This is a genomic window from Gluconobacter japonicus (assembly GCF_015244665.1).
Classification (GTDB): Bacteria; Pseudomonadota; Alphaproteobacteria; order Acetobacterales; family Acetobacteraceae; genus Gluconobacter; species Gluconobacter japonicus.
In genome coordinates this window covers 433,678-458,552 of sequence record NZ_JABCQN010000003.1, presented here as the reverse complement: position 1 = coordinate 458,552, position 24,875 = coordinate 433,678, and the positions used below count along the sequence as shown (strand labels likewise).

22 protein-coding genes and 1 pseudogene are annotated in these 24,875 nt (G+C 53.5%); 11 read left to right on the top strand and 12 right to left on the bottom strand.

The genetic code is table 11. The annotated features are described in order from the left end of the window. Positions 1–2: 2 nt before the first annotated feature. Complete coding sequence (locus tag HKD32_RS08590; protein WP_228118875.1) at positions 3–1,001, bottom strand: LysR family transcriptional regulator; 999 nt, start codon at positions 999–1,001, stop codon at positions 3–5. Between the two features lie 394 nt (positions 1,002–1,395). Between HKD32_RS08590 and HKD32_RS08585 the strand changes: the two genes are divergently transcribed. Both HKD32_RS08585 and HKD32_RS08580 read left to right on the top strand, forming a co-directional pair. Further along, positions 1,396–3,798 (top strand): TonB-dependent receptor, encoded by a 2,403-nt coding sequence (locus tag HKD32_RS08585; protein ID WP_194257903.1) that lies wholly within the window; start codon positions 1,396–1,398, stop codon positions 3,796–3,798. Positions 3,799–3,931: 133 nt separating this feature from the next. Next, a pseudogene (locus HKD32_RS08580) lies at positions 3,932–4,585 on the top strand (IS5/IS1182 family transposase). A gap of 135 nt (positions 4,586–4,720) precedes the next feature. Here HKD32_RS08580 and HKD32_RS08575 read toward each other — a convergent pair. The 8 genes from HKD32_RS08575 to HKD32_RS08540 all read right to left on the bottom strand — a co-directional run bounded on the left by HKD32_RS08575 (position 4,721) and on the right by HKD32_RS08540 (position 12,041). Beyond that, the gene (locus HKD32_RS08575; RefSeq protein ID WP_061930836.1) at positions 4,721–5,500 is read right to left on the bottom strand and encodes a cysteine hydrolase family protein; all 780 of its coding nucleotides are present in this window, start codon (positions 5,498–5,500) and stop codon (positions 4,721–4,723) included. Next, a complete protein-coding gene (locus HKD32_RS08570; RefSeq protein ID WP_010503212.1) occupies positions 5,497–5,922 on the bottom strand; it encodes a cupin domain-containing protein in 426 nt (141 codons plus the stop codon). The genes HKD32_RS08575 and HKD32_RS08570 overlap by 4 nt, the downstream gene beginning before the upstream one ends. A 5-nt stretch (positions 5,923–5,927) precedes the next feature. After that, complete coding sequence (locus HKD32_RS08565) at positions 5,928–7,556, bottom strand: CocE/NonD family hydrolase (protein ID WP_061930839.1); 1,629 nt, start codon at positions 7,554–7,556, stop codon at positions 5,928–5,930. Beyond that, the gene (locus HKD32_RS08560) at positions 7,556–8,839 is read right to left on the bottom strand and encodes a cytosine deaminase (RefSeq protein WP_061930843.1); all 1,284 of its coding nucleotides are present in this window, start codon (positions 8,837–8,839) and stop codon (positions 7,556–7,558) included. Before HKD32_RS08560 ends, HKD32_RS08565 begins: the two co-directional genes overlap by 1 nt. Next, complete coding sequence (locus HKD32_RS08555) at positions 8,836–9,600, bottom strand: ABC transporter permease (RefSeq protein WP_194257842.1); 765 nt, start codon at positions 9,598–9,600, stop codon at positions 8,836–8,838. The genes HKD32_RS08560 and HKD32_RS08555 overlap by 4 nt, the downstream gene beginning before the upstream one ends. Further along, positions 9,597–10,394, bottom strand: coding sequence for an ABC transporter ATP-binding protein (locus HKD32_RS08550; protein ID WP_061930850.1), 798 nt, complete (start codon positions 10,392–10,394; stop codon positions 9,597–9,599). Before HKD32_RS08550 ends, HKD32_RS08555 begins: the two co-directional genes overlap by 4 nt. Next, positions 10,391–11,392 (bottom strand): ABC transporter substrate-binding protein, encoded by a 1,002-nt coding sequence (locus tag HKD32_RS08545; RefSeq protein WP_228118874.1) that lies wholly within the window; start codon positions 11,390–11,392, stop codon positions 10,391–10,393. The genes HKD32_RS08550 and HKD32_RS08545 overlap by 4 nt, the downstream gene beginning before the upstream one ends. A gap of 124 nt (positions 11,393–11,516) precedes the next feature. After that, entirely contained in the window at positions 11,517–12,041 is a 525-nt protein-coding gene (locus HKD32_RS08540; protein WP_061930858.1) for a DUF2165 family protein, read from the bottom strand. A gap of 225 nt (positions 12,042–12,266) precedes the next feature. Between HKD32_RS08540 and HKD32_RS08535 the strand changes: the two genes are divergently transcribed. Both HKD32_RS08535 and HKD32_RS08530 read left to right on the top strand, forming a co-directional pair. Then, positions 12,267–13,103 (top strand): creatininase family protein, encoded by an 837-nt coding sequence (locus tag HKD32_RS08535; protein ID WP_061931086.1) that lies wholly within the window; start codon positions 12,267–12,269, stop codon positions 13,101–13,103. After that, on the top strand, positions 13,100–14,458 hold the full coding sequence (locus HKD32_RS08530; protein WP_194257841.1) for an FAD-binding oxidoreductase: 1,359 nt from the start codon (positions 13,100–13,102) through the stop codon (positions 14,456–14,458). The genes HKD32_RS08535 and HKD32_RS08530 overlap by 4 nt, the downstream gene beginning before the upstream one ends. A gap of 36 nt (positions 14,459–14,494) precedes the next feature. Here the strand turns inward: HKD32_RS08530 and HKD32_RS08525 are convergent, their stop codons facing one another. Together HKD32_RS08525 and HKD32_RS08520 are read right to left on the bottom strand one after the other, a co-directional pair. Beyond that, complete coding sequence (locus tag HKD32_RS08525) at positions 14,495–15,373, bottom strand: bifunctional 5,10-methylenetetrahydrofolate dehydrogenase/5,10-methenyltetrahydrofolate cyclohydrolase (protein ID WP_061931089.1); 879 nt, start codon at positions 15,371–15,373, stop codon at positions 14,495–14,497. Positions 15,374–15,381: 8 nt separating this feature from the next. Further along, positions 15,382–16,137, bottom strand: coding sequence for an IclR family transcriptional regulator (locus tag HKD32_RS08520; RefSeq protein ID WP_194257840.1), 756 nt, complete (start codon positions 16,135–16,137; stop codon positions 15,382–15,384). 147 nt (positions 16,138–16,284) lie between these two features. On the opposite strand from HKD32_RS08520, the gene HKD32_RS08515 reads away from it, so the two are divergent. Genes HKD32_RS08515 through HKD32_RS08495 form a run of 5 tightly spaced genes read left to right on the top strand, consistent with a single transcriptional unit; the run spans position 16,285 to position 21,164 of the window. Beyond that, complete coding sequence (locus HKD32_RS08515) at positions 16,285–16,866, top strand: NAD(P)H-dependent oxidoreductase (protein ID WP_062503432.1); 582 nt, start codon at positions 16,285–16,287, stop codon at positions 16,864–16,866. Between the two features lie 26 nt (positions 16,867–16,892). Next, a complete protein-coding gene (locus HKD32_RS08510; protein ID WP_194257839.1) occupies positions 16,893–17,747 on the top strand; it encodes a tetrahydrofolate dehydrogenase/cyclohydrolase catalytic domain-containing protein in 855 nt (284 codons plus the stop codon). Continuing rightward, entirely contained in the window at positions 17,744–18,616 is an 873-nt protein-coding gene (locus tag HKD32_RS08505; protein WP_194257838.1) for a methylenetetrahydrofolate reductase, read from the top strand. Before HKD32_RS08510 ends, HKD32_RS08505 begins: the two co-directional genes overlap by 4 nt. After that, positions 18,613–19,923 carry a lipase family protein gene (locus tag HKD32_RS08500; RefSeq protein ID WP_061930877.1) on the top strand — a complete coding sequence of 437 codons (1,311 nt, stop codon included), beginning with the start codon at positions 18,613–18,615 and terminating at the stop codon, positions 19,921–19,923. Before HKD32_RS08505 ends, HKD32_RS08500 begins: the two co-directional genes overlap by 4 nt. A gap of 59 nt (positions 19,924–19,982) precedes the next feature. Then, positions 19,983–21,164, top strand: coding sequence for an MFS transporter (locus tag HKD32_RS08495; RefSeq protein ID WP_194257837.1), 1,182 nt, complete (start codon positions 19,983–19,985; stop codon positions 21,162–21,164). Positions 21,165–21,177: 13 nt separating this feature from the next. On the opposite strand, the gene HKD32_RS08490 is transcribed toward HKD32_RS08495, so the two are convergent. Next, a complete protein-coding gene (locus HKD32_RS08490) occupies positions 21,178–22,188 on the bottom strand; it encodes an isopenicillin N synthase family dioxygenase (protein ID WP_061930883.1) in 1,011 nt (336 codons plus the stop codon). Positions 22,189–22,505: 317 nt separating this feature from the next. Here HKD32_RS08490 and HKD32_RS08485 point away from each other — a divergent pair, with 317 nt between their 5' ends. Together HKD32_RS08485 and HKD32_RS08480 are read left to right on the top strand one after the other, a co-directional pair. After that, a complete protein-coding gene (locus tag HKD32_RS08485; protein ID WP_194257836.1) occupies positions 22,506–23,513 on the top strand; it encodes an ABC transporter substrate-binding protein in 1,008 nt (335 codons plus the stop codon). Continuing rightward, on the top strand, positions 23,510–24,868 hold the full coding sequence (locus HKD32_RS08480; protein WP_061930886.1) for an amidohydrolase family protein: 1,359 nt from the start codon (positions 23,510–23,512) through the stop codon (positions 24,866–24,868). The genes HKD32_RS08485 and HKD32_RS08480 overlap by 4 nt, the downstream gene beginning before the upstream one ends. Positions 24,869–24,875 lie beyond the last annotated feature (7 nt).

The following is a 24,875-nucleotide window of genomic DNA, read 5'->3' as shown; positions in this document are numbered from 1 at the left end:
TTTTAGACAAAATGGGCCGAACTATATTCTTGAAGAAAGTACTCAACTCTTTCAATAAAAAGAGACGTGAAGGGGTTTGAAATTTTCGAACGAGCAACAATCGAAACCGTCTGAGGATGAATGCCGTTTTCTCGTAATGTGAGAAACTTGAGTTTTCCCTCGGATTGTTCCTGAATAATATCGAGCGGCGTCAGAAACGTAATATTTCCCGGCACAAGAGCCATTTGTCGCATGAGTTCAATAGAGTTGGTTTCAAGAGAAGGCGTAAAGGTCAATCCCTTCGCCGTATATAGATCCTCCAGGTGAGGACGGATCGCCATACTCTCATCTGCCACCACTAGTGGCCAAGCATTACAATCTTCAAGACTGATAGATTCCTGATGAGCAAGAGGATGCTGCACACTCATAACCACACCGAGGGGCACACTTCTGGATGCCTGTATGACCAGTCCATTTTCTGATGGAATATCAAAACCTATTCCGATATCGGCCTGACCATTCTTGACTACTTCGACCAGATCATGCGTGCCATAGGTACTGACATGAGTTCGTACATTTTGATGCGTATTATGAAAGTCTGTTAAAGCCAGCGGAAGAAAGGTAGAAACCGGCCCCACCATTGTGGCAATCGAGAACTCGCCACGTTTCAATCCTTTCAGATCTTCCAGAATTTGGCGCGTGTGATTCATGTTCTTCAGAGTTTCACGAACATGCGCCAGCAAGATTTCCCCAGAGGCTGTCAGTACAAGCTTTCTAGGAAGGCGCTGAAAAATTGGAGCACCAAGATCCTGCTCTAACGCCAAAATCTGCCGATTGATCGCCGTGGAAGCGACGTTCAAGTGTTCTCCTGCTTTTCTTATGGAGCCGCAACGGGCGACTGTATCCAGATAGACCAGAAGTCGGCTGTGCAGCATGGTAAAACTTTCACCCAAAAGATAAACAATAGGAATATTTAAAATTTTTTCAAGATTTTGTACCGCTTTCGCACTGAGACGCCTCAAAGGGGGTAAAGCAGCTTTCAAAATAGTAGTGGCACAAAAAACACATTAGCCATTTCTGTTGGAGAGGATGTCAGAAAAATGCACTTACCCCAAGCACAACCCATTGAGGTAACCCAACCTAAGTATATGTTATTCAATAGTTTTTTATTTGTCTGAAACTTTAAAATCTACCAAATGACTGTATTGCAAAACATTTCCGGCATTGTGTAAAAAGATCCACAAGTCTGGCATATCTCGTAAGTGATCTCTTTTTGATATCACTGCGAGGCAATTATTCGCCTTTTGAGGCAGTGCTCGATTATGTTACGAGTCCGTTATGGGAAGGGTCTTCTGATCGGAGACCAGGTCCTGTGGAGAACGTTAAGTGTCTTGCAGCAGGGGAAGCCAGCAGGTTATGTGTCCGTATCGATCTGAAAAACAGTCTTATAAGAAGGCCCTCCTTCTTGTAACGTGTCTGGCGGGTTTTGGTTCAGTATCCGTTGCTGAACCAGTTCGGGCTGCAACCAGCCACGTCAGACACAAAACAGCTCACGCTCATGGCGCCGCAGTTCAGAGCCAGCGTGCCTCTCGTGATGCCGCTGTGACTGCTACCCCTGAACACCCCAAGATGCGTCGTCCGTCGTCGATTAACTCTACAGGGGACGAACACGTAACTGTTTCTACGTCCCGTCTAGCACGTAGTCGCGGCGGCGGAATGATGCGGGTGGAAACAGCCCCTTACGCTATCCAGACCATTACCAAAGCCTTCATCGAGGCCAAGAGCCCAACCAGTACGGCACTTGATCTCATCAAAAACCTGCCAAGTGTTAACGTTTCCACACCCGATACATCAGGCATGCAGGGCGGTCGCATTCAGAGTCGAAGCTTGACTGATGCCGACATGGCCCTCATGGTTGATGGGGCACCCGCAGCCAGCGCATCCTACATGGCGGAAGATATTGACTCTGAAAACCTTGATAGCGTCAGCATGATGCCAGGGTCTTCTCCAATCGACCTGCCTGCGACATCTGCTGCTGCCGGCGTAATGAATGAAACATCTCATGATCCCGCCCACCAGTTGGGGGGGCTGATTGATTTTTCATACGGCACCAACAATTTGTCGCGCGAATTTCTTCGTGTTGAGTCCGGTGATATTGCGAAGACGGGCCTGCGCAGCTATCTTTCATTCTCCAATACTCATGCAAGATCTTGGATGGGGGCCGGCATCAATCAGCGCCGTCACCTCGACTTTGGCATTCGTAAGGATTGGGAAAACGGTTCTTATGCGAAGTTGTTCATGTCTTGGAATTACGAAGACTTCGTAATTGACCGTTATCCAACAGCCGCTCAGTTCCATCAGTATAAGGACACGGGCGTCGGATACGGACGTAAGGCTGAATTTGATCCGACCGGAAATGATTACTGGAAAAATAATATCGACCACTGGAACCAGCTGTTCCTGAGTGCGCCAATTCACGTCGTTCTTACAGACAAGCTTCAGTTCGATCTACGCCCGTACTATAACTGGGGGCAGGGCTGGGATGGCTCTTCCGGTGGCTTTGCAAAAGGCACCACGAATTATAAGTCAGGCGAAACAATTGCCTCAGGTACGCCTCTGACCAGCTACTTCCAGGAAAATGGTGCACTTGATGTCGGTGCGACAGCCAAGCTTGGCTACGATATCGACAAACATAACCATCTCGATTTCGGTTACTGGTACGAAAATCAGGATTATACGCAGCACTTCCCAACCAGCGTAACAAAGGCAGACGGCTCAAATCCGAGCCCGAATGATGCTGCATATCAGGTTTACTCGGGAAGCAGCCGCTCTTACCCCGGCAATACGACCGGATATGAAATTCATTCGTTATTCCTTCAGGAAACAGCGAAGTATTTCCATGATCGGCTTCTGGTCAATGCTGGGTTCAAGTATGTTATGTCCAATGTCTGGTACAGAACATATCCTGGCAACAAGCAGATGGGTCAGAACCTGACTGCACCATTGCCCCATCTCTCGATCAGTTATCACTTCAACGATCATCATCAGGTGTATGTGAACGCTGAAGGTGACTTCCGTCAGCCTTCAGCATCGGCACTAGGCAACACAACCTACACCGGAACACTGCCAAAGAACCAGTATTCCATCAAGGAAGAGCTCGGATACCGCTACAATGACAAATATGTCATTGTTGATCTGGATCTGTTTAATTACAATATTACCAACAGACTTCTCAGCACTTATCTGGGTAATAATCAGAGTGGCGTCGTCAATGCTGGTAATCAGACCGCACGCGGCTTTGACGCAATGCTTTCCACGCAGCCGATCTACGGGTTTAGCCCCTATGTATCGTTTGAGTACCTGAATGCCCGGATGGATACCAATATTGCAGCATCCGATGCTTTGGGAAATCTGACTGCATTCCGGACAAAAGGAACACAGGCTCCTCTTTCGCCTCACGTCATGGCAAACTTTGGCCTGACATACGCTCACGAAGGCTTCTTTGCCAACGCCACCCTTCATTATACCGGCCCGCAATCTGTCTCTATCGCCGGAGATCAGCGCATTCCGGGTTATGTGACCAATACACTGTCTCTAGGGTATCACTTCAAGCCAGTGTGGTATGCTAAATCTCCCACCATCCGCTTGAACTTTACTAACCTGACAGGCTCCATTGTTCGTACTGGTGTAGTCGGCGTAGCCACAAATACACAGGCAGTCCGCTTGATAAATGGCAATCTTTCCAAAACGGGTTCAGGCGCCCAGTTTTATGTTGAGCCGCGCTTCAGCATGACTGGAACAATTTCCACAGCGTTCTGATAAATATTTTTACCAAACAAATATCCCCTGAAAATTCAGGGGATATTTGTTTATAAACCCATTACAATTTAATAATAAAAATGCAAAACAATCGCTGCTTATCTAACGTGGCAAGCAGGTAGCGCCGCTTAGGTTGTCTTTTCCAAAGAGCCACGACAAGACCCGAGTAGATGATCGTCAGATGCTAAGCTAAATATTTTCATCAATCGCAATAGGCTTTGTTGGCGGAACTCAGTGGTATCACAAGGGCATTCTTCCCGCGGATGATGGAAGGTCTGGTTGCTCACGAGCTCTTCGATCGCAAGACGATGATCGACGCGACCTATCTGAAGGCGCATCGTACGGCTTCCAATCTGCAGGTAAAAAAATACGGGTCGTCTGATCGGCCCGAAAGGCGGAATGAACACCAAGTTTAATTCCATTAGCCCATTAACGGTGCGAACAATCACCCTTTGAGCTTCTTCATGACTGCAAGGGCAGACCATTAATTATATCAATGCCGCCGCTTTGTTCGATAAGTGCTGAAGGTTCAACGACTGCTCGTCGACCAGACTATAATGCCGACAGGTCCAAGGGTTCCTTGCAGGAAAAAGTATCAAGCCCTGTATTTAGAGGTAAACATCCTGGAACAGCGCCCTCAAATACGGCAAGCGCCGCTACAAACGTATACAGATCATGTTCGAACGTCTTCAAGGACTGGCACCGCATTACAACCTTCTACGACAGACGTCTTACAGCCTTCTTTTACACGGTTGTACTCGCTACCCCAGTAATTTTCGGAATCTAATCCATGAAGACGACAGCAAAGATGCAGGGTTATCACGTAATTAAAAGTAAAAAATTTTAGGAATCCTCAGGATAGTGCAACACGTTACGGTAGATGCTCACATATGCCCTTTCGACTTCCTGCGTATTTGAAATATTATGCTTCAGTTATAAGTTTGGAGTTCAAATTTTTCACAAGATCAGATCCGGATGCGACAAACCCATAACATTGTCGGACATTATAGAGTGTAGCCTGCTCACAAAACTCCGGAGAGGTTGTCGCTGAGCAATCATTGAGAAGAATACAATCATACCCTAGACACCCTGCATCCGTGAGCGTACTTAGAACGCATTGATCGCTGTTGACGCCGGCAAAAAGCAGGGTCTCCACACGCAGGTTTCTCAGGATCCCTTCAAGAGGAGTATCCCAAAAGCCACTCATCCTGTATTTTGCAACATGAATATCCTCTGCCTCGACGTGTAGTTCGTCGATAATGGCAGCATTCCAGCTCCCATCTTCAAGCACTTTCCTGTCTGCTGCGCCCAATGCAGATCCGATGCCCTTATTTTCCCCGGCCGGATCGTAAACATGCAGCACTGAGGGGGGTAGGTTGAGTTTATCCGGACGATTGCCCCAGTTCAGCCAGATGACCGGAACATCATGCTCTCGCAGGACAGGAAGGAGCGTCTGTAAAGGCTTGATGGGGCGACGCGCGGCAGAAATATCGACACCAATAGAGGCGAGCCAGCCTTCAGAATGACAGAAATCGTTCTGCATATCGATGACGATGATCGCAGTTTTTGCCAGATCAAGAGTCAGACTTTGTGGAACGGATGGAAGACTGACAGTTCTGGATTTACGGTCTGGTCGTAGCAGACTGATAGAAGCCTCTGTGGCACCCCAACTGTTAGCATATGTGCTACCCAAACGTCTCATTGACTCCCTCCGCAGAGTACAGCCAGGTCTTCAGCGTCCAGCTTAACGGGAATACCGCTGCGAATTAAGTCGCCAAAAGCTTCATCCGGTGTCATGACAGTCAGCGTATAAAGCTTACTAGTGCCAGTGTTCTCCAGAACATGTTCCGAGCCAGGTTTAACCAGAAGAGCGTCTCCGGCTTTCAGCTCACAGCTTTTGCCGTCACACCAGGCGCGACCCGTACCCGAAAGAACGAAAAACATTTCGTCAGCGTCTGTATGTGTATTCGGAGGCGTGGCTCCTCCGGGTTCAAAGATTTCCACGACAGCTATGGAAGAATAATCACCAGCTTTCCTATCAAACAGGATGGCAAAGTAATTGGTTGAGTCCGGCGCAATCCGGAAGGCTTCAACACTATCGGGGCTGCATTTTGCAAAAGACATGAGAGTTAGCTTTCCTGTTTGAGCCAAGGAAGAAGAAGGTAGGTGCCCGAGCCTGTTTTTAGGTGAACTGTTGTCACCTGCTGTTGATCGAGCGGCGCCGCGATGGGGCTGTCGCCTGTACCGGGATTGATCGGAAAGACCGGGAAGCAGGCGAGGGAGAGGGACAGCCTGAGCCGTTCACCCTTTTTGAGGGTCAAGCATGTGCCACGCATCGGAAGGAGAGTCTGACCGGGCTTAGCCAAGGCATAGCCTTCGGCAAGCGGGTGAACCTTTCCGTGACTGTCCACACGAGACAGAGTGGCGTGGATATCGAAGCTCTCGTATTCGCTTTCGAACTCGAAACAGCCTGTGACAGTCCCTGCCAGAAGTCTGTCCGTCTCCTGCAGGGGTGTCGTAAAGATCAGCACGTCTGACCGAGCGTCTGTTCGCGCCCGATCTACGGGGCCACCGGGAAAGCCAAAGCTGCCGCCACATGGCGCTGCAGGGCGCCATGGATCAAGAGTAAGGCTTTCAGACAAAGCCAGCGCATCATCAGGCACCGCATGAGCCAAGGCGCCATCTCGGGTATCAATGGCGGCGCGCCCACTCCCATATGGAAATGCCTGTGTGTTTCCTTCTGGAAGGTCTTGCAGATCCTGCCACTGGCACGCCCCCATATCGAAAAGACGAACAGGAGCGACCTGCTGCTCAGGTTCTGATTTCAGCCATTGATCAAAGAACCTGATCTGTTGCTGATCAATGTCTGTAATGGCATCGTTACCGACGTCCACATCCCCGATATGGCGGTCCCAAGGAAAATGAGCCCATGGCCCGACAATGAGCCGGGTCGGGGTATGGGGGGAGAGCGCGCGGTAAGCTTCGAGCGTTCCGGGAAGATGGCTGTCATACCATCCACCGATCAATAGGACCGCTGGAGCTAGTTTTGCGATATCGCTTAAGCGACTAGCGGGAGAGATTTTGTCCCAGTACGCATCACCGGGAGGCGTGTCTCGCCAGCAGGTGTAATGACTATACTTGGCCAGTAAGGCGTCATGCGCCGGAACGGTAGGCTGACGTCCATTGAAGGACGTCCCGCGGCTGGCAGCAAACAGGATCTGCTGAGCCTCGTAGTCTCCCTTGAGACTGGCCGTTTCCGCCGCGAGCTGTGTGGCCCATCCGATGTTCGCACGCATCGCGAAAGCGCCATTCTCGTACGCCCAATCCCGATCCAGTTGCCAGCCAATCATGGCTGGCGCAATCGCCTTTAGCGCCTCCGGCTTTTCACCGGCTGCCAAGAGCTGATTGCTCCCCTGAAAGGAAAAGCCAAACATGCCGACGCGGCCATTGCTTCGAGGAAGCGAAGCGGCCCAGGCAATCGTATCGGCGCCATCTTCTGCTTCATGCTCAAAAAGAACGAACTCGCCACCTGAAGCTCCACGACCACGGACGTCCTGCATGACGACAATATAACCGTGACGGGCATACCATTCGGGCGGTGCATAGCAGAGTGACGTACCAATCTTCCGACCATACGCCTGACGCATGAGAAGAACGGGGAAAGGACCATCTCCTTCCGGCTCCCAGATATCCGCCACAAGACGAATACCATCCCGTGTCAGCATGGCTTCCGTGCGACGCGGCTTGAGAGCAACCATCAGAGTCTTCCTCCAAGGGTTTCGTAGGCTGGCAGTACGGCGTCGATAACGCGCCCCGCTCTTAGAACCGTACGATTTGTCTGATTGCGGCTCATCCACTCGTTCATGTTCCGGGCCGGGAAAACGATAAGATCGGCCACGGCCCCTTTCTCAAGACGATGGTTGCGCCCCATCCAGTCTCCTGGACGGCTGGTAACGGACTGCACCCATGGCCGAATGGTATGATCGAGATGCCCAATGCGTGTGCCGCCCTGAAGGATTTCATGCATGTCGAAATCTCCATAGGCGTAGAAGGGGTCGCGCACATTGTCGCTTGCCAGCATGACCGGCACGCCTGCGGCATCCAGTTCCTGCAACAATGTCACGCCCCGCCAGCGCGGGGTTCGGCCAGCAGTCCGATCCTGAAGATACATGTTGCAGAGAGGCAAGCTGACGATACCAATCCCGGCTTCGGCCAGAAGCGAGATGATGCGTGTCTGGGCGGCGGCGTGCTGCACGGTCAGGCTGCAACAATGCCCGCACAGGATCTTATGGCGAAAGCGATGCCTGAGTGCCGCCTGCGCCACCAGTTCGAGCGCGGTGCCACCTGTTTCGCCGTTTTCATCGACATGCAGGTCCAGTTCCAGCCCGTACTCTGTCGCCAGACCGAACAGCACGTCTAGCGCCTCTTCCGTCGTGTTGTGCTTCATCAGGACGGCACCCAGAACGCCGCCTTCTGTCTCCGCGACACTCCGCACAATACCGTCCCGGTCTTCGCCCATATAGCGTTCCGGCATAGTCAAGGAGACGCCCTGGAGCGCGATCTTTCCAGCCCATTTCTTCTGTAGTCTGCGGAGAAGGGGCCAGACCCGGGTTCCATGAACACCGAACGTATCCAGATGGGTCCGGATCGCGCTTGTGCCATGGGCATAGGCACAGTTCAGGCTGAACTCCATGCGGCTTTCTACATCCGCCTCTGTCCAGTAAGCCTCTCGGTCTTGTGTCGTCGCCTGAAGTGCACCCATGAATGTTCCATCGGGATTGGGCGTCCGATCCCAGATGAAGGCCTTGTCCAGATGGGTGTGACTATCGGCAAAGCAGGGCCAGACCATTTGCCCCTTCAGATCGACGTTTCCCGAGGTATGAGGAAGTTGGCCTGCCGGGACGATCTCCGCGATGTGTCCGTTCTCGAGTGCGATATCGCAGAGCTTGCTGCCTGCGAGTACTGAGGGACCCAGATTTTTGGGAATACTCACGTTCAAAAGGCCGGAGGGAGACTGGCCAGCGGGAAAAGAAAAGGTCATGAGCGGTGTCTCAGGGCGAAGCGTTGCAGGCTGGCAGCGGCGGCGTACAGGACGAGGCCAGCGACGGTAATGAGGAAAAGTGCCGCGAACATGCGCGGGATGTCCATCTGAAAGCCTGACTGAAGGATCTGATAGGCCAAACCAGCTGAGTTTCCGCCTGTTCCCGCAACAAATTCGGCAACAATCGCGCCGACCAGGGAGAGGCCGGTGGCAATCCGCAGACCCGCCATGAACATGGGAAGCGCGCTGGGGATGCGAAGCCGGATTAGCGTCTGAAGGCGCGAGGCCTTGTGCATCTGGAAGTAAGCAGCCAGATCAGGATCAACGCTCCGTAGCCCCTGGAGTGTGTTGGAAATGACCGGGAAGATCGCGACCAAGGCCGCACAGGCCGTCAAAGCAAGCGGCGTGTTGTGAATCAGGATGATGATCAAAGGCGCAATCGCCACAATTGGCGTGACCTGCATGATGACCACGTAAGGCATCAGGCAACGCTCGATAAGAGGACTTTGCACCAGCAGGAATGCGACGAGCACGCCCCCCACAACAGCAGCGATCAAGGCAGCGAACGTGATTTCCAGCGTGATGAGCAGGGCATGGAGCAGCGCCACACCATCGAGTATCAGGGCGCGCCATATGGCCGAGGGAGACGGCATCAGATAAGGCGGGATATGCCAGAAACGGCAGATCCCCTCCCAGATCCCAAGAATAATGATACCGAGCGTGATGGGAGCCAGTAGCGAGAACGTGCGGGAGGACATCATGCGCGCATCTCCTGCTGGATCATGCTTTCCCGACTGGCGTCTTCCAGAAGAATGGCCAGTTCCCGACTGATCCCCGCAAACTGATCCGACAGGCGAAACTCTTCATTGCGCAGGATGGACCGATCGATCTCGTACTGGGCATGAATACGACCCGGACGGGCTGCCATCACCATGACGCGGCTGGAAAGAAAAGCCGCTTCATGCAGGGCATGGGTTACGAACAGCGTTGTGAGGCCGTCTTCATAGCAAAGCCGCGCCATTTCTTCGTCCAGACGATTGCGCGTGAATTCATCCAGAGCACCGAATGGCTCGTCCATCAGGAGAAGGTCAGGTTCCGTGACAAGCGCCCGAGCGATGGACACACGCATTTTCATGCCGCCGGAAAGCTGGGCCGGGTAATGCTCCGTGACGTGCCCCAGGCCTACGCGTTCCAGAGCCGCCAAAGCACGCTTGTCCGCCGTGGAGCGGTCTACTTTTTCCAGATCGAGAGGCAGACGCACATTTTTCGCGATCGTCGCCCAGGGCATCAACGTGGCATCCTGGAACACAAACGCCATGCGGCGCCCCTTGCGGCCGACGTCGCCAAAATTTCCACCCCACCAGTTCATTTTGCCACCGGATGGTGTGTGCAGATTGGCGATCAGCTTGAGAAGGGTGCTTTTTCCACAACCCGATGGGCCAATGAGCGTGACAAAGTCTCCTTTTTCAACCGTGAGATCGACGGGAGACAGTCCGCGGACGCCATTAGGGAAAATTTTTTCAATGCTCGCGAGGGAAAGGACGGGACTGCTCATGCCGGAACCGTCGCCAGACCATCGCGGACACATTCAAGCGTGTAGGCACTTTTCCATTGCGGGTTTTCTGGAACAAGCTGAGCGGCGAGCTGGATATCGTAAATGCGCTTCCAGCGTTCATCATTCATCGTCATGATAGGGGCTCCAGGCATTCCAAGAGCCTTGATTTCTTTCAGCTTCTGACGAGACCAGACGAGCTGATCAGCGCTCATATCCGGATTAGCCTTGCGAATGGCGGCATCGCCCTTACTGGCATCTCCGAAGATGTAACGCTTCCAGCCCTCGCTGCTGGCAGCAATGAATTTCCGTAATTCCGGACCACGCTCTTCAAGTGTCTTACGAGACACCATCAGAACGTTTCCGTAAGCCGCGTATCCAAGATCATCCAGAAGGAAGAAATTGAAAGGAATGCCCGCCTTTTTCGCACCGTAAGGCTCGGACGAGACGAAAGCCTGCATAGCCATCTGCGGATTGAAGGCAAAAGGTTGAAGATTGTAGGTGTAAGGATGCACCTGATCTTCAGTGAAGCCATACCGTTTTTTGAGCCATATCCAGAAACTGGCACGGCCTTCCGAACTGATCAGAATGGGATGCCCCTTGAGTTGGGCGATATCGTGGATATCCGGGTGAGTCATCAAGCCGCCGACACCCTTTTGAAAGGTCGTGCCGATCGCGACGGCCGGGATACCCTGAATGGCGCAGCGGATCGCTTCTTCGCCCTGCATGATGGCGATATCACACTGACCAGCCATCAGAAGTTGCGTCATGTTCATCTGGGGGCCGCCCATCTGAATGGAGACATCCAGAGCCTGCTGAGCGTAAAGACTGTCTTCTGCCGCCTGATAATAGCCGCCATGCTCTGCCTGAGCATACCAGTTAGTCAGGAGACTGAGCGGCTTCGTCGCAGCTTTGGCTCTTGTGGTAGGCAGGGAAGACAGAGCTCCCGCAGCCATGATGCCCTGAAGCATGCTGCGGCGGTTGAGCCTTGGTAATGTCATGCGCTGCCTCCCGACTTGATTTTTATAATCAGACCGTAACGGCTTTTTCGTTCCGCTGTGAAGACTTATTCTGCTGCCGGACCGATACCTTTTTCACCTCTTTGTGCACGCAAAAAGGATGCACTCAGTCTCCCTGCTGCGTGAAGACACACACACCCAGCATTGTCATGAAGAAACGGAACGCCGCTTCCTGCCCATTCCAGACATGGGACTGCCACATCGCAAACCATTCACCACCGACAACAGAAAAACCGAAGAACCAGATCATGAAGCCCAATGCGGTCGCGACAGGAACCAGCGCACGGGCAGAGCGAAACTCTTCAGAGGACGACTTTAGCGCCCGTGCCATTTGCAACGCAGCGAGGGAGAAGAAGGCACCAGTCAGGAATTCCGCTGCAATGATCAGAACATAAAAGAGATGCCAGAGTACGGGGGATGAGACGGCCCTCCATCTCAGCGCATTGCCCGGAAATGTCGTATCCATAGACAGGACATGACGGACAAACTCATAGTTTGATCCGTAATCCGTCATATTATTTACGGCTACCAGAATTCCAAACACTCCAAGAGACGCGACCATGACGGTTTTAGACGCCCGACTCAGGAGTATGGCGCGAGTGGGATTCATGGGCGAAGAAGAGAGTGACATGCCGGACCTTCCAAGGGATTTTCAGGAACGCTAGCGGAATGTCCGAGCAGTTTGTGCGCTTTTTTTTGCACTCATATGATCGAAAATAGATGCTTTAAAAGTTGCAAAGTTCCTGTTTCTCATATCTTTTCGTTCCGGGATAATATCATATCGGAACAGGAAATTTGTCGGCCCGGCTTGACCGGGATGCGTCATTCCACACGACGAACAACGGAAGCCAAGCCCATGACAAGCAGCCCCGAGACGGTTTTCTGGCCCAAGAAATATTGGTGTGACATGATTTCCCGCCAGTTCCGCCATCTTCCGCCAGAAACGGTGGCAATTCTGCCGGTGGCTGCTGTCGAACAGCATGGCCCACATCTGCCAGTCTATGTGGATGCCTGCATCAACGAGATGCTGCTCGACAAGGCTCTCGAAGCTCTTCCTTCAACAGTTCCAGCGACCGCGCTTCCGATCCAGGCTGTCGGAAAAAGTGAGGAGCATGTGGCGTATCCTGGTACGTTGACGCTGAGTGCTCAGACCCTGACACAGGTTCTGATCGAGATTGGCGAGAGTGTTGCGCGTTCGGGTGTAAAGCGTCTGGTTCTTCTGAATTCCCATGGTGGACAGCCACAGATCCTTGATATTGTTGCAAGAACGCTTCGTCGAACGCATGGAATGTTTGTTGTTTGTGTGGGCTGGTCCCGGTTTGGTGTGCCGGATGGTATGTTCACAGCCGAAGAGCGCCAGTACGGCATTCATGGCGGCGACATCGAAACCTCTCTGATGCTGCATCTTCGGCCCGACCTCGTGGATATGAGCCGCGCAGACAATTTCGAGCCCTGGCCACAGAAACTGGCCGAGACCGCGAAGTGGCTGGAAGCAGAAGGCCGTGTCGGTTTTGGCTGGCTGACCCATGACATTCATCCGTCCGGGGCCGCTGGCAATGCGGGCATTGCGACGGCGGAAAAGGGCGAGGCCGTTGCCAACCAATGGATCAAGGGTTTCCTTGAGCTTCTTGCAGAAATTGCAGAATACCCACTCGACCGCATTCGCCCCATCACTGAGGATCTTGGCCGATGAGCAGTATTGAAACCTTCCTCTCGTTGCTCGGTGACATTCCTGTTCAGACGGTTCCGGCTCTCGTAAAGCGCAAAAGTCGTGATTTCTACTGGTACAGCCCGATTCTGAAGCGACAGCTCGACAGCTGTTTTGCGGATTGTATCGTGATGCCGCGTAATGAAGAGGATCTTCTCAAGATTGCCTCTGCAGCACGCGAAACGAAGACACGCTTGACCCCACGCGGAGGGGGCACTGGCAATTATGGTCAGGCCGTTCCGATGGAGGGCGGGGCTGTCATTGAAATGACAGAACTGAACAAGCTGCTATGGGTCAAGGATGGCATTGCACGCGTGCAGGCTGGCATGAATATGCTGGATCTGGATCGAGCCTTACAGGAGCAGGGCTGGGAAGTCCGCATGTATCCCTCCACCAAGCGGACAGCCACGATTGGCGGCTTTATTGCAGGTGGTTCCGGCGGCATTGGATCGGTTCGCTGGGGCGGTCTCTCATCGCCGGGAAATGTTCTGGCCCTGCGTCTGATGACACTTGGTAAAGAGCCCGAAGTTGTAGAGCTACGGGGCGAGGATGCTCACAGTGTTCTGCATACCTATGGAACGACCGGGCTGATTACCGAGCTTGAAATCGGGGTGGAACCTGCCGTGAACTGGCAGGATATGGCCGTTTCGTTCGCTTCTTTCGATGAGGCTGCTGTTTTCGCAAGAGACATTGCGTTGCAGAGCGGGATACAAAAGAAGCTCGTCTCTGTTGTGGATGGCGACCTACCACCGTTTTTTGCCTCTGTGCGCGAGCACGTCCCAGAGGGAGCATCCCTCGTCATTCTCATGATTGCTCCGGCAGGAATAGAGACAGTCAAGCTTCTAGCAACTAAGGCAGGTGGTAAGCTCTGTTACGAAGCCAACACGCGGGACATGGAAAACACGTCCGGCGCAACGCCGTTGTATGAACTGACGTGGAATCACACGACACTTCAGGTGTTGAAGAAGGACCGTGGATATACCTATCTCCAGTGCGGGTATCCGGCAGATGGCACACTCGACAAGGTTGCGGAAATCCGGGCACTTTTCCCTGATGAACTGATGATGCATCTGGAATTTTTCCCGATGGGTGGTCATGGCAGTTGTGCAGCTCTTCCGGTCATTCGCTTTACGGATGAAGACCGCCTCAATCACATCATCGCGGAACATGAAAAGCGTGGCGTGAACATTGCCAATCCTCATGTAGTGACGATCGAGGAGGGTGGCATGCATCGTGTGGCCTCGCCGGATCTGGCCGCTATCAAGACGCGTTATGATCCGATGCTTCTGCTTAATCCGGGCAAAATGCTCAGCGCCAGAACGCTGGAGCCTCAGGATTAAGGCAGAGGGCCGGGAAGATCATCTTCCCGGCTTTTTTTATCCCTGACGAGGCAAGTTCGGGAAGGTAAAGCTCACCCCCATACGATCAAAAGCGCTTTTGGCTGTATTAGCCAGCAGGGTGCACGTTGTGAGCGGTCCGACGCCGTCTGGAACTGCTGTAACGGCCGATGCGATGTGATCGACGGACTCAAGATCTACGTCTCCCACAACGCGCCCCTCTGCCGGGCAATAACTGATCCCGATGTCAATCAGGATAGCCCCCGGCTTGATCCACGCTTTGTTTACAAGTCTGGCCTTGCCAACAGCCGAGAACAGGATGTCTGCATGACGGCAGTGAGATTGAATATCCTGCGTATCAATATGAACCACGGAAACCGTTGCACCCCGATCCAGCAAACACATCGCCAAGGGCCGCCCAACCACAGGTGAACTGCCAATAATGACGCAGTTCATTCCCCGAAGGTCGCCTGCAAGATATTCCGCCGCCATCACTGCTCCAGTGGCAGTGCAGGGCTGAAATCCGGGAGTTCCAGCCGTCACTTTCCCCAGATTAAGCGGGTGGAGACAATCCACGTCCTTATCAGCAGAGATGGCAGCAAGAACGGCATCGCGCGAAATCCCATCTGGGAGAGGAAAGAGCACCAAAATGCCATCTATTCGCGGATCTACACCCAGTTCCCGAACCGTTTTGCAGAAGGCACTCTCATCCTGTCCTGTAACATCGACAGTTTTTATGGTGATGCCGCCATACTCACCCAGCGCCGCAATGCGCCGGATATAGGCCTGTGGGCCGGCCTCTGAAGACCCAGTGATCACCGCAAGAGTAGGTCTCGTGTCCGGATGATTCCTGATCTGGGCTTTGAGCATCCCCAGATAATGTTCAGCCAGATCAGAGGTGTGCAGAATGGTTGTCATATGCGGTCTCACAGGGCGCTGACGAGATACGTCGCGCATCGCTGAAGGTGAGGGACAAGAGAATGCCGGATCTGTGCATCGTCGTAGCGGTCTGCCGGGAAGACAACGCTGAGAGCGCCAGCAACCTCTCCATCGAGGTTGAAAGCGGGGACGCCCAGTGCACGCAGATCGCCCTGCGGCGAAATATCCTTAAGAGCAAAGCCCTGCGCTGCAATTTCCGTCAGGTGACGCGTCAGTTCATCATGCTCTGTTTTGGAAAGTTTGGCGGCCAGGAGAACCTGCTCCTGCGTCGCTGAAGGCAGAAAAGCACATATGGCCTGACCCGTGGCCGTCGTTGCCAAAGACATGCTGCTGCCAATGGTATGGCCCGCCATTTCTGCAGCTTTGTCTGCAGGATTATGAAACACATAGATCGCCTCCATCGCATCAAGAAGTGCGAGAGAGATCGATTCACCCAGCGCCAGGGATTCTGCTCGCAGGATTGGGCCAACCAGGTGCCCGATTGAACGGCTTTGCAGAAATCCCAGACCAAGCTTCAAAGCTCGCGCCGTTAAACGGTATCGCTGCTCTATCCCTTTGACATAACCGAGAGATTCAAGGGTGCGAACCAAACGTCTCGTTGCTGCCCGCGTATGCCCGACTTTCCGAGCAATATCTGCAACAGTCATGTCCGTCTGACTGCCATCAAACGCCCTTAGAACTTCAAGGCCTTTGGCGAAAGTCAGGGAAATTTCCGTTTCAGGAACGGGTAGGGGCTGATCCATGGGAAGACGGTCCTTGCAGAAAACCATGCATGATGTTGCGAATATCATTGCAGGCTGAAAACGATTATGCCTAAAATAAATAAATCGAACAAGTGTTCGTATATCGAACATATTGTTTCTAAAAAACATCCAATCAGGAAGTGCCTTGTGAAAGTCCACGTCATTTTTGCCCATCCCCTGGAAGACAGCTTCAACGCTGCCTTATTCAGACTGGTGACCCAGACACTGGAAGCGGAAGGGCACGAAGTGGACAGTCTGGATCTGTACCGGGACAATTTTGACCCTGTGCTCAGCCCGCAGGATCGCATCGAATATCATGACGTGACGATCAATCAGCACCGTGTGGCCGATTATGTGAAGCGCCTGCAAAGCACGGATGTTCTTGTTCTATGCCACCCGGTCTGGAACTTCGGCTGGCCCGCGATCATGAAGGGCTATTTTGATCGCGTTTTTCTACCGGATGTATCCTTCAAGCTGCTCGACGGTAAGCTCTCACCTGGCTTTACGAACATCAAGAAAGTCATGACGGTCACGACATATGGATGCCCCCGCCACAGAGCCTTTGTTCTGGGAGATCCGCCACGGAAGAACGGAACCCGTTTCCTGCGCGCCGTGATGAACCGTCGTGTCAGCGTGGATTATCTGGGGCTTTACAACATGAACAACACGACGCTGGATGCCCGCCGGACTTTCATGAAAAAAGTAATCCGTAAGCTGAAAGCCATCTGAACCGGCTCTTTGCAGGAGGACATGCTGTGACTGCTCGTTTCTTTGATCTGGAGGCTATAGGGCTACGGCTCCTGGAAGAGAGCCGTAACAGAGCAGTGACGCTCCAGAGACAGGGTATTGTGCCTTGTCTTGCTCTTGTTGAAGTGGGAGACGATCCCCAGAGTGCAACCTATGTCACTCGCAAGATCGAAGACTGTAAGAAGGTTGGGATTGACGTCCGAAAGGTGGTTCTTCCACAGTCGGTCACGCAATCCGCGCTTCTGACGCAGGTCCAGATGCTGGATGCAGATAATGCTGTCAGTGGTATTCTGGTACAACTCCCTCTGCCATCTCATCTGGATGAAGGCGCGGTCATTCAGGCCATCAGCCCTCATAAGGACGTTGACGGGCTTCATCCCGTCAATCTGTTGTCCCTGACCACTTCTGAGCCATCCGTTATTCCCTGCACCGTAAGAGGCATTGACGCTCTCCTCTCAGAAACAGGCCTCGCCCTTGATGGGGCGCGCGTTGCCATCCTTGGACGGGGAAAGCTGGTTGGTCTGCCTGCCAGCCTCTTGCTCTCTGGACAATCGCGCAATGCAACCATTACGATATTGCATCGTAAAAGCAAAAATCTGAGAGATATTCTGAAAAATTCTGATATCATTATAGCAGCTTCTGGCTCCGCTCATCTGGTTACACCGGATATGGTCGGAGCAGGGGCTGTTGTGATTGATGTCGGCATGAGCTGGCCGGGGGGCACCCTCCGTGGGGATGTTCATCCAGATGTCGCCGAAGTCGCAGGATGGATGACACCCCCTGACCGAAGCTTTGGCGTCATGACGCGCATGATGCTTCTGAAAACCGTTCTGGATCTTGCTGAAAAGAAGGGGGCCGCATGATCAGATCAATTGATCAGGTTCGTGCAGATCTGATGAGAGAAAGCTCAATCGAGCTTTTGCCGTCCCGTATTCTTGAACTCTCAGGAGTTTTGCCAGACCTTGATCGCGGCTTGCGAGTTTTTGTGACATGGCTGCCCGGCGTACCGTTCGTCGATGTTCTCGCCGCTTGTGACCTGTTGAAACTCTGCGGGTATCTTCCGGTCCCACATGTTGCAGCTCGCACCATCAGAGACACTGAGCATCTTCGGAACATCTGCGCTGCACTGATCGAACGCGACATTCCACGCATGCTTCTGATCGCAGGCGGGGCAGACAAACCTGCCGGGATTTTCACAGACACCGTTCAGGTTCTGGAAACGGAAATTCCTGCCCAGGCCGGGATCAGAACGGTCTATGTGGCAGGCCACCCGGAGGGGCACCCACAGGCTTCGGAGAAGCAACTGGAGCAGTATCTGCTCCGGAAACAGGAGCTGGCCCGGGCGCAGGGTCTGAACATGCAGATTATCACGCAGTTCTGCTTCGATGCAGCGCCAGTTCTGGATTGGGAAAAGCGCCTTAGGGCCGCAGGGATAAAATTGCCAATCAATCTTGGCGTGTATGGCCTGACGACACCCAAGACGCTGGTTCGTTACGGTTTGGCCTGCGGTGTTGGGCAATCCCTGCGCTTCATGCAGAAACAACGCTGGAAACTGCATCGCTGGTTCATCCCCTGCAATCCAAAAGATCTGGTGGATGCGATCGCCGGATCCATTGCCGAAACCCCGGATACACTCTTCCACGGATTGCACTTTTATCCGTTTGGAGCCATCGCCCGTACGCTCGAATGGCGCCGTAACCTGTCCTGTTCAGGCACTGGAGAACCGTCATGACACATAGACCCTCCGTTCTCACATCCATGGCAGCACTCCTCATACTGGGAGGATGTTCGGAGACGGGAAACAAAGCCCCTGTGTCTCATGACGTACAACTCATTAGTGATCTCTACGGAGACGGCGGCGTCAGCGCGTTTTATCGTCCCCAGACAGCCATTCCGTCGATGCCGGGCCAGTTGATCCAACAGGAAGATATGGATCCGACAAAACTCCCAAAAGGCACCAGCCGTGGAATCAGGATCCTCTACTCTTCGACGAATGGTCTGGGGAAAGGTGGCCCGGTTGCAGTTTCCGGACAAATTCTGCTGCCACAAGGCAAAATGCCTGCAAACGGGTGGCCAGTTGTCGCCTGGGAGCATGGAACTACTGGCATTGCGGACGTCTGCGCACCATCCTGGCGGGGATATTCCAGCCGTGACAAGGCCTATCTGTCTCGCTGGCTCTCTGAAGGCTTTGCTGTGATCGCCAGCGACTATCAGGGGCTGGGCACACCGGGGCCACATCCTTATCTTCTGTACCGACCGGAGGGGTACAGCGTTCTGGATGGTCTGCGCGCATCTCTAAGCGGACTTCCGGGACAGATCAGGAACTGGATTGTTCTGGTCGGCCAGTCTCAGGGCTCTGGGGCTGCATTAGGCACAGCCTGGCTGGCTCCTTCTTACGCCCCAGACCTGAAAATCCACGGCGTCGTCGCAACCGGCCTTGTCACGGGCTTTGCGCCTTCGCCGACGGCCAAACACTCCCCCATCCCGGAAGTCTACACAGATGCGACGAAAATGGACTCTGCTTTCGCCATGCTTCGGGTGGAAGGGTCGGATCAGTCTTTACATCCGGAGACGGACAGCCAAGCCGTTATGACCGATGTCGGTCGCAAGATGTCTGAAATTGCGCGGCATGCCTGTCTACACAATCTTTTCGACAAGGCCGACGAGATGAAGGTGCAAAGCGATGCCTTGTTCAATGACAAGCTATCCTCCTTTGAAACCGGGCATGATACCGCATTCACCATTCCTGACGCTCGGATCAACTTTCCCGTCTTCGCTGGCACCGGATTGGCGGACGGTGAGGCAGGGGTAAATGGCCAGTACAATGCCGTGGCAGCAATGTGCGACGCCGGGACGCATGTTCTGTGGCAGCGTTATCCGGGCGTCACGCATAATGGCGCGGTCAATGTCTCGCTGAAGGACTCTGTTCCCTATGTAAAGAGCCTTCTGGCTGGGCGAACGCCTCCACAGAACTGCTCTGCCATCACTGTCCCTGGACCTGTCGAAAAGCCACTTCCAAACATTCCATGGAACAACTGAGAGCCTGAAAACGCCCTGTAGCCAGGCCCGTGGCCGGCTTCTTTCAAGGATACGAGATTATGCAGACCACGGATGACAGACCAGGCTACTACCTCTTTCTCGTTCTGATAATTTACGTCTACTCCGCACTATCCATGGCCGTTGTCGGACTGGTCGTGCCATTCATAAGTGCCATTGCAGACGCAAGGCATGCCGCTCCGGGAGCAGTAGGAACAAGCCTTTCCTTTTTCTCCGTTCCGGCAGCATTCACGTCGTTCCTTTTTGGCATGATCGTTGATCGCATCGGGGTGAAAAAAGCTTTCCCGATTTCCGTGGGTTTGACGCTGATCGGCGATACGCTTCTGCTGTCTACCTCTACGCTTTGGAGCCTGCGAATTGGCCTCATGCTTTGCGGATGCGGCTTTGCCTTCGCAACTGCAGGTTCTCCCGTTCTGTTCATGCGTTACCTCCCAGATAAAAGCCGTTCCCGTGCGCTGGCGTTCTGGTCCACCTTTGCGCCTGCAGGATATTCTGCTGGATTGCTCCTCGCCATTCCGTTCCTTGCAGGCGGACGGTGGCAGGCAGCCTGCCTGTCTCATATGGTTCTGATGTTGATCATTCTGGCCGTCGGCATTCTGACCCTCGTCAGCCTGAAAGAGCCATTAACGGCGGAAATTCCTTCCGGCCCTGTCAAAAAACTCTCACCCTGGCTGGTGACCGCACTCGGCCTCTCGGTCACGCTCCCGAATGGTATCGCGTATGGGACAAGCCTGATTGCGCCATCCTATCTGGCACGTGTGCATCATGTCAGTCTGGCGGCGTCTGCGGCCGAAGTGGCAATCGTAAAGATCGTCGTGATGATGGCTGGAGGTCTGATCGTCAGTCTTTGTGTGGGGACGGAACGTCGCTCCCGCGTCATGTTCTGCGTCATGGCGGCGATCGGCATGGCCGCGCAATGGATGCTGCTTTTCCCGGGCAGCACGATGGTGATCGCCTCTCTCGGACTATTCCTTTGGACTTTCGCCTATAGCGGCCTGAGTGGAGCAGGGATGTCCCTGCTACCCGTCGTTGCAACAGACCGGAAAACCCGTGGTGCAGTCGCAGGCACAGTCGGGCAGTTCATTTCTGTTTCAGCCGTCCTGATGCCTTATCTTTATTTTTCCACTACACTCTGGACCAGCTATGCCCTGTTTGCATTCTGCGCCCTGAGCATAGGCTGTCTGACCATTTTCCAGGTCAGACAGCATCGCGTCGCAGCCTAAAGGCCCCGCCGCGTTATGAAGGCTTGGTTTTTTGCAACGCGGCGAAATTGGCCTGAAGGCGCTCAAGAAGATAATTCTGAGCCGAGATAGGCGCGTATTTCTTATCCGGCCCCTGAATGATCGCATCGCGGTTAGCCTGACAGAAAAACGGGATGGACAACCGTTCTCCAAGATACTCACCGGGTTTCGGCATCCGGACGCGATGTAAAGTGGAGAGGAGTTTGTCATCACTCCAACGCATGAGCATGTCACCAATATTGCAGGTCACGTAACCGGTGGCTGGCTCAACGTCCGTCCACGCCCCACTATCAACATCCTTCCCCGGACAGACCTGTAATCCGCCTTCGCCCGCCCGTTGATGCAGCAGGGTCAGGCAGTCAAAATCTGAATGTGCTCCAGCGCGCCAGTTGTTGAAGTCTGCAGGCTTGGCATTTTCCATGCTCATGTAGTGGATGAGGCGCAGGGTACACTGATAATCCGGCGAAGAAGGTTCATGCCGCGATGTGAAAAAATCTTCATCGAAGCCGAGCTTCATCGCAAAACACGACAGGATTTTCATTCCCAGCACCCAGTTCTGATGTTCGAACTGCGTGAGAAATCTTTGAAAACCGGCAATATCCGCATCGTGCGGCCACAGCCCCGCCATGCGTGGAAGCGTAATCTGGAAGGACTCTTTATGGTCAGGCGTACCCGTTGAGGGCCGGACCTGTTCCCTAAACTCCCAACCAGCATTGGTGCCTGGCTTCAATGGAAGAGTTGCTTTTGTCTCTACAGGAAGAGTGAAAAACTGCTCAGCTAGCGAAAACGCCCGGTCAATATCGTCCTGCGGAATGCCGTGATTATAGACCTGGAAAAACCCAATTTCAGTCGCCGCCGACCATAGAGCTTCGGCGATTTCCTTCTTACGCTCTTCGAATGACGATAGGTCAATTCTGGGAATGTCTCTGACGATACTGGTTCCAGCTCCGCCAATGCGGCGCTCGGTCTCAATTTCACTCATAGGTATCGTGGCTGAAGTGCTCATTTGCGCAGTCTCTCCTTATGCCTGACGAAAGACAGCAGGGACCACGCGTAAAATGAATGGGGGACAAAGGGGGATGACTCCGAACATATTCCTCCATCCAAGCCTGTTGCGCAGACCTGCTGGAGCAATGCCCAAAATCTTCTTGAAGATCCCGACCGCTTATACTCGTTCAAAATTCAAAACATATCAAAGACCGCGCTGTCAATTCCAAAGCGTCGTCATCAAAACAGCATCAGATCAAACGCAAATAGAGACTTCCGGAAAAATCATTTCGGTTCATAAACTGTATGCACAGCGAAACGGGAGAATGTCCCCTTATGTCCAGAATCATGCTTGGTCGCCGCCAGTCTCTCCTCGGTTTGACCGCCGGTCTTGGCGCGCTTTCCATGCCGTTCATTCAGACAGCACGTGCTGCTGGCACGCCCGTAAAGCTCGTCACATCATGGTATGCACAGGCAGAATTCGGCGGTTTTTATCAGGCGCTTGCCAAAGGATATTATGCACGGGAAGGGCTGGACGTCACAATTGAGGCAGCCAGCCCGCAGATGAATGTTCCGCAACTTCTTGCAGCCGGACGAGCCGACTTCATCACCGGATATGACTTCCAGCTTCTCTCTGCTGTCGCGTCTGGTATTCCCCTCGTTGCCGTGGCGAGTACGTTCCAACATGATCAGCAGGGGCTGATGACGCACGCTGGAGTTACTGATCTTCAGCAGCTTAAAGATCATCCCATCCTGATTGCCTCGTCGTCCCATGCGACCTTCTGGCCATGGCTCAGGAAACGCTTTGGCTATGCGGAAGAGCAGGCGAGGCCTTACTCTTTCAACCTTCAGCCTTTCTTTTTTGATAAAACCATGGCCGTGCAGGCTTACGCGTCATCCGAGTTGTGGGATGCGAAATTGAAGAACGTGCCAGTCGAGTTCTTTCTGTTCAAGGATCTGGGATATCCGCCATATGGCGCCCCGATGGTCACCACCCAGCAGATGGTGAAGACAGACAAAGACAAGGTGAACAGTTTCGTAAAAGCATCGCTACTTGGCTGGAGCGACTATTTTCAGGATCCCACTTCGGGGAATGCTTTGATCCTGAAAGCCAATCCAAACATGACGCCTGAGCACCTGACTTTCGGTTACGAAGGGCTGAAGAAAGCAAATGTCCTTCTGTCGGATGATGTCCAGGCAAAAGGGCTGGGCGCAATGACGACTGCCCGATGGCAGGCGACACGGGATTTCATGGTCAGTCAAAACCTTCTCCCAGCCGATGCAAACTGGAAGAGCGCTTTCACAACAGAATTTGTAGATAACCTCCGGATCATGCCCACATGACGCTCCTTATCCACAACATCTGCGGTATTCTCACCGGCCTGAAAGGTGATGCAGCCAGAAGAACGGGAAGTCTTCGCATCCGTGATGGAAAAATTGTCGAAATTGGCGAGTTGTCTCCACGGGATGGAGAAACAGTGCTTAATGCGAAAGGCGGTGTTGTTTCGCCCGGCCTGATCAGCACGCATCACCATCTGTTCCAGAGTGTTCTCAAGGCAATCCCGACGGCCATCAATAAGCCGCTTGAGCCGTGGCTGCGTCTTGTTCCTAACACCTACTGGAGCCGCATCGACGAACGTGCCCTGCGTGTTGCTGCACGGGTGGGAATGGTGGAATTGCTTCTGTCAGGCTGCACGACGGTTGCGGACCATCATTACCTGTTTGCAGACATGTATGCTTATGACCCGGCTGCAGTTCTGTTCGAGGCAGCCGAAAATCTGGGTCTTCGCTACGTTCTGGCGCGGGGAGGAACAACACGGACCAGAAAATTCGATACGGACGAGGTTATTCCTGCCCCGACCGAAACTTTGGATGTCATGCTCAAGCGCGTCGATGCGCTTGTCAGCCGCTATCATCAGTCCGGGCCGAACGCGAAACGTCGGATTGCTCTGGCACCCAATACGCCCACATGGGGCGTCACGCCTGATGAACTACGCCAGATGGGCGTGGCGGCACGAAGTATGGGCATTTCCCTGCATTCGCACCTGTCAGAGACGGAGAATTACGTCAGGTTCTGCCTGGAAACATACAATATGCGACCCGTCCAGTTCGTGGCGGAGCATGGCTGGGTCGGAAATGATGTGTGGTTCGCACATCTGGTCCATCTGGATGAGAGCGAACTCAGGCTTCTTGCCCAGACGGGCACTGGCATGGCGCATTGCCCACAAAGCAATTGTCGACTTGGTTCAGGAATTGCACCCGCACCTGCTCTGGATGCCTTGGGAGGCCGCGTCTCTCTTGCTGTTGATGGTGCAGCGTCCAATGAAGCGTGTGACATGAGTGCAGAAATGCATTGCGCGTGGATGGTCCATCGCGCAGTTCAGGGAGCAGGAGCAGTGACCGCTGAAGACGTCATGCGTTGGTCCACCTCTGAAGGAGCTGCCATTCTGGGGCTTTCGGATGTGGGTCGGATAGAAGTGGGAGCGACGGCAGATGTGGTCATTCATGGTCTGGATGCCCCTCGGTGCGCAGGGATGCATGATCCGCTGATAGCGCCGGTCGTCTCTGGGGCTACGACTGTTCGGCATGTCCTGATGGATGGAAAACCCGTTGTGGTGGACGGAATGATTCCAGGGCTGGATCTGGAAGCACTCCTGGCAGAAGCGAAAAGCGTTGTAGGGTGCCTCGCAGTGTCGTGACGGGAAG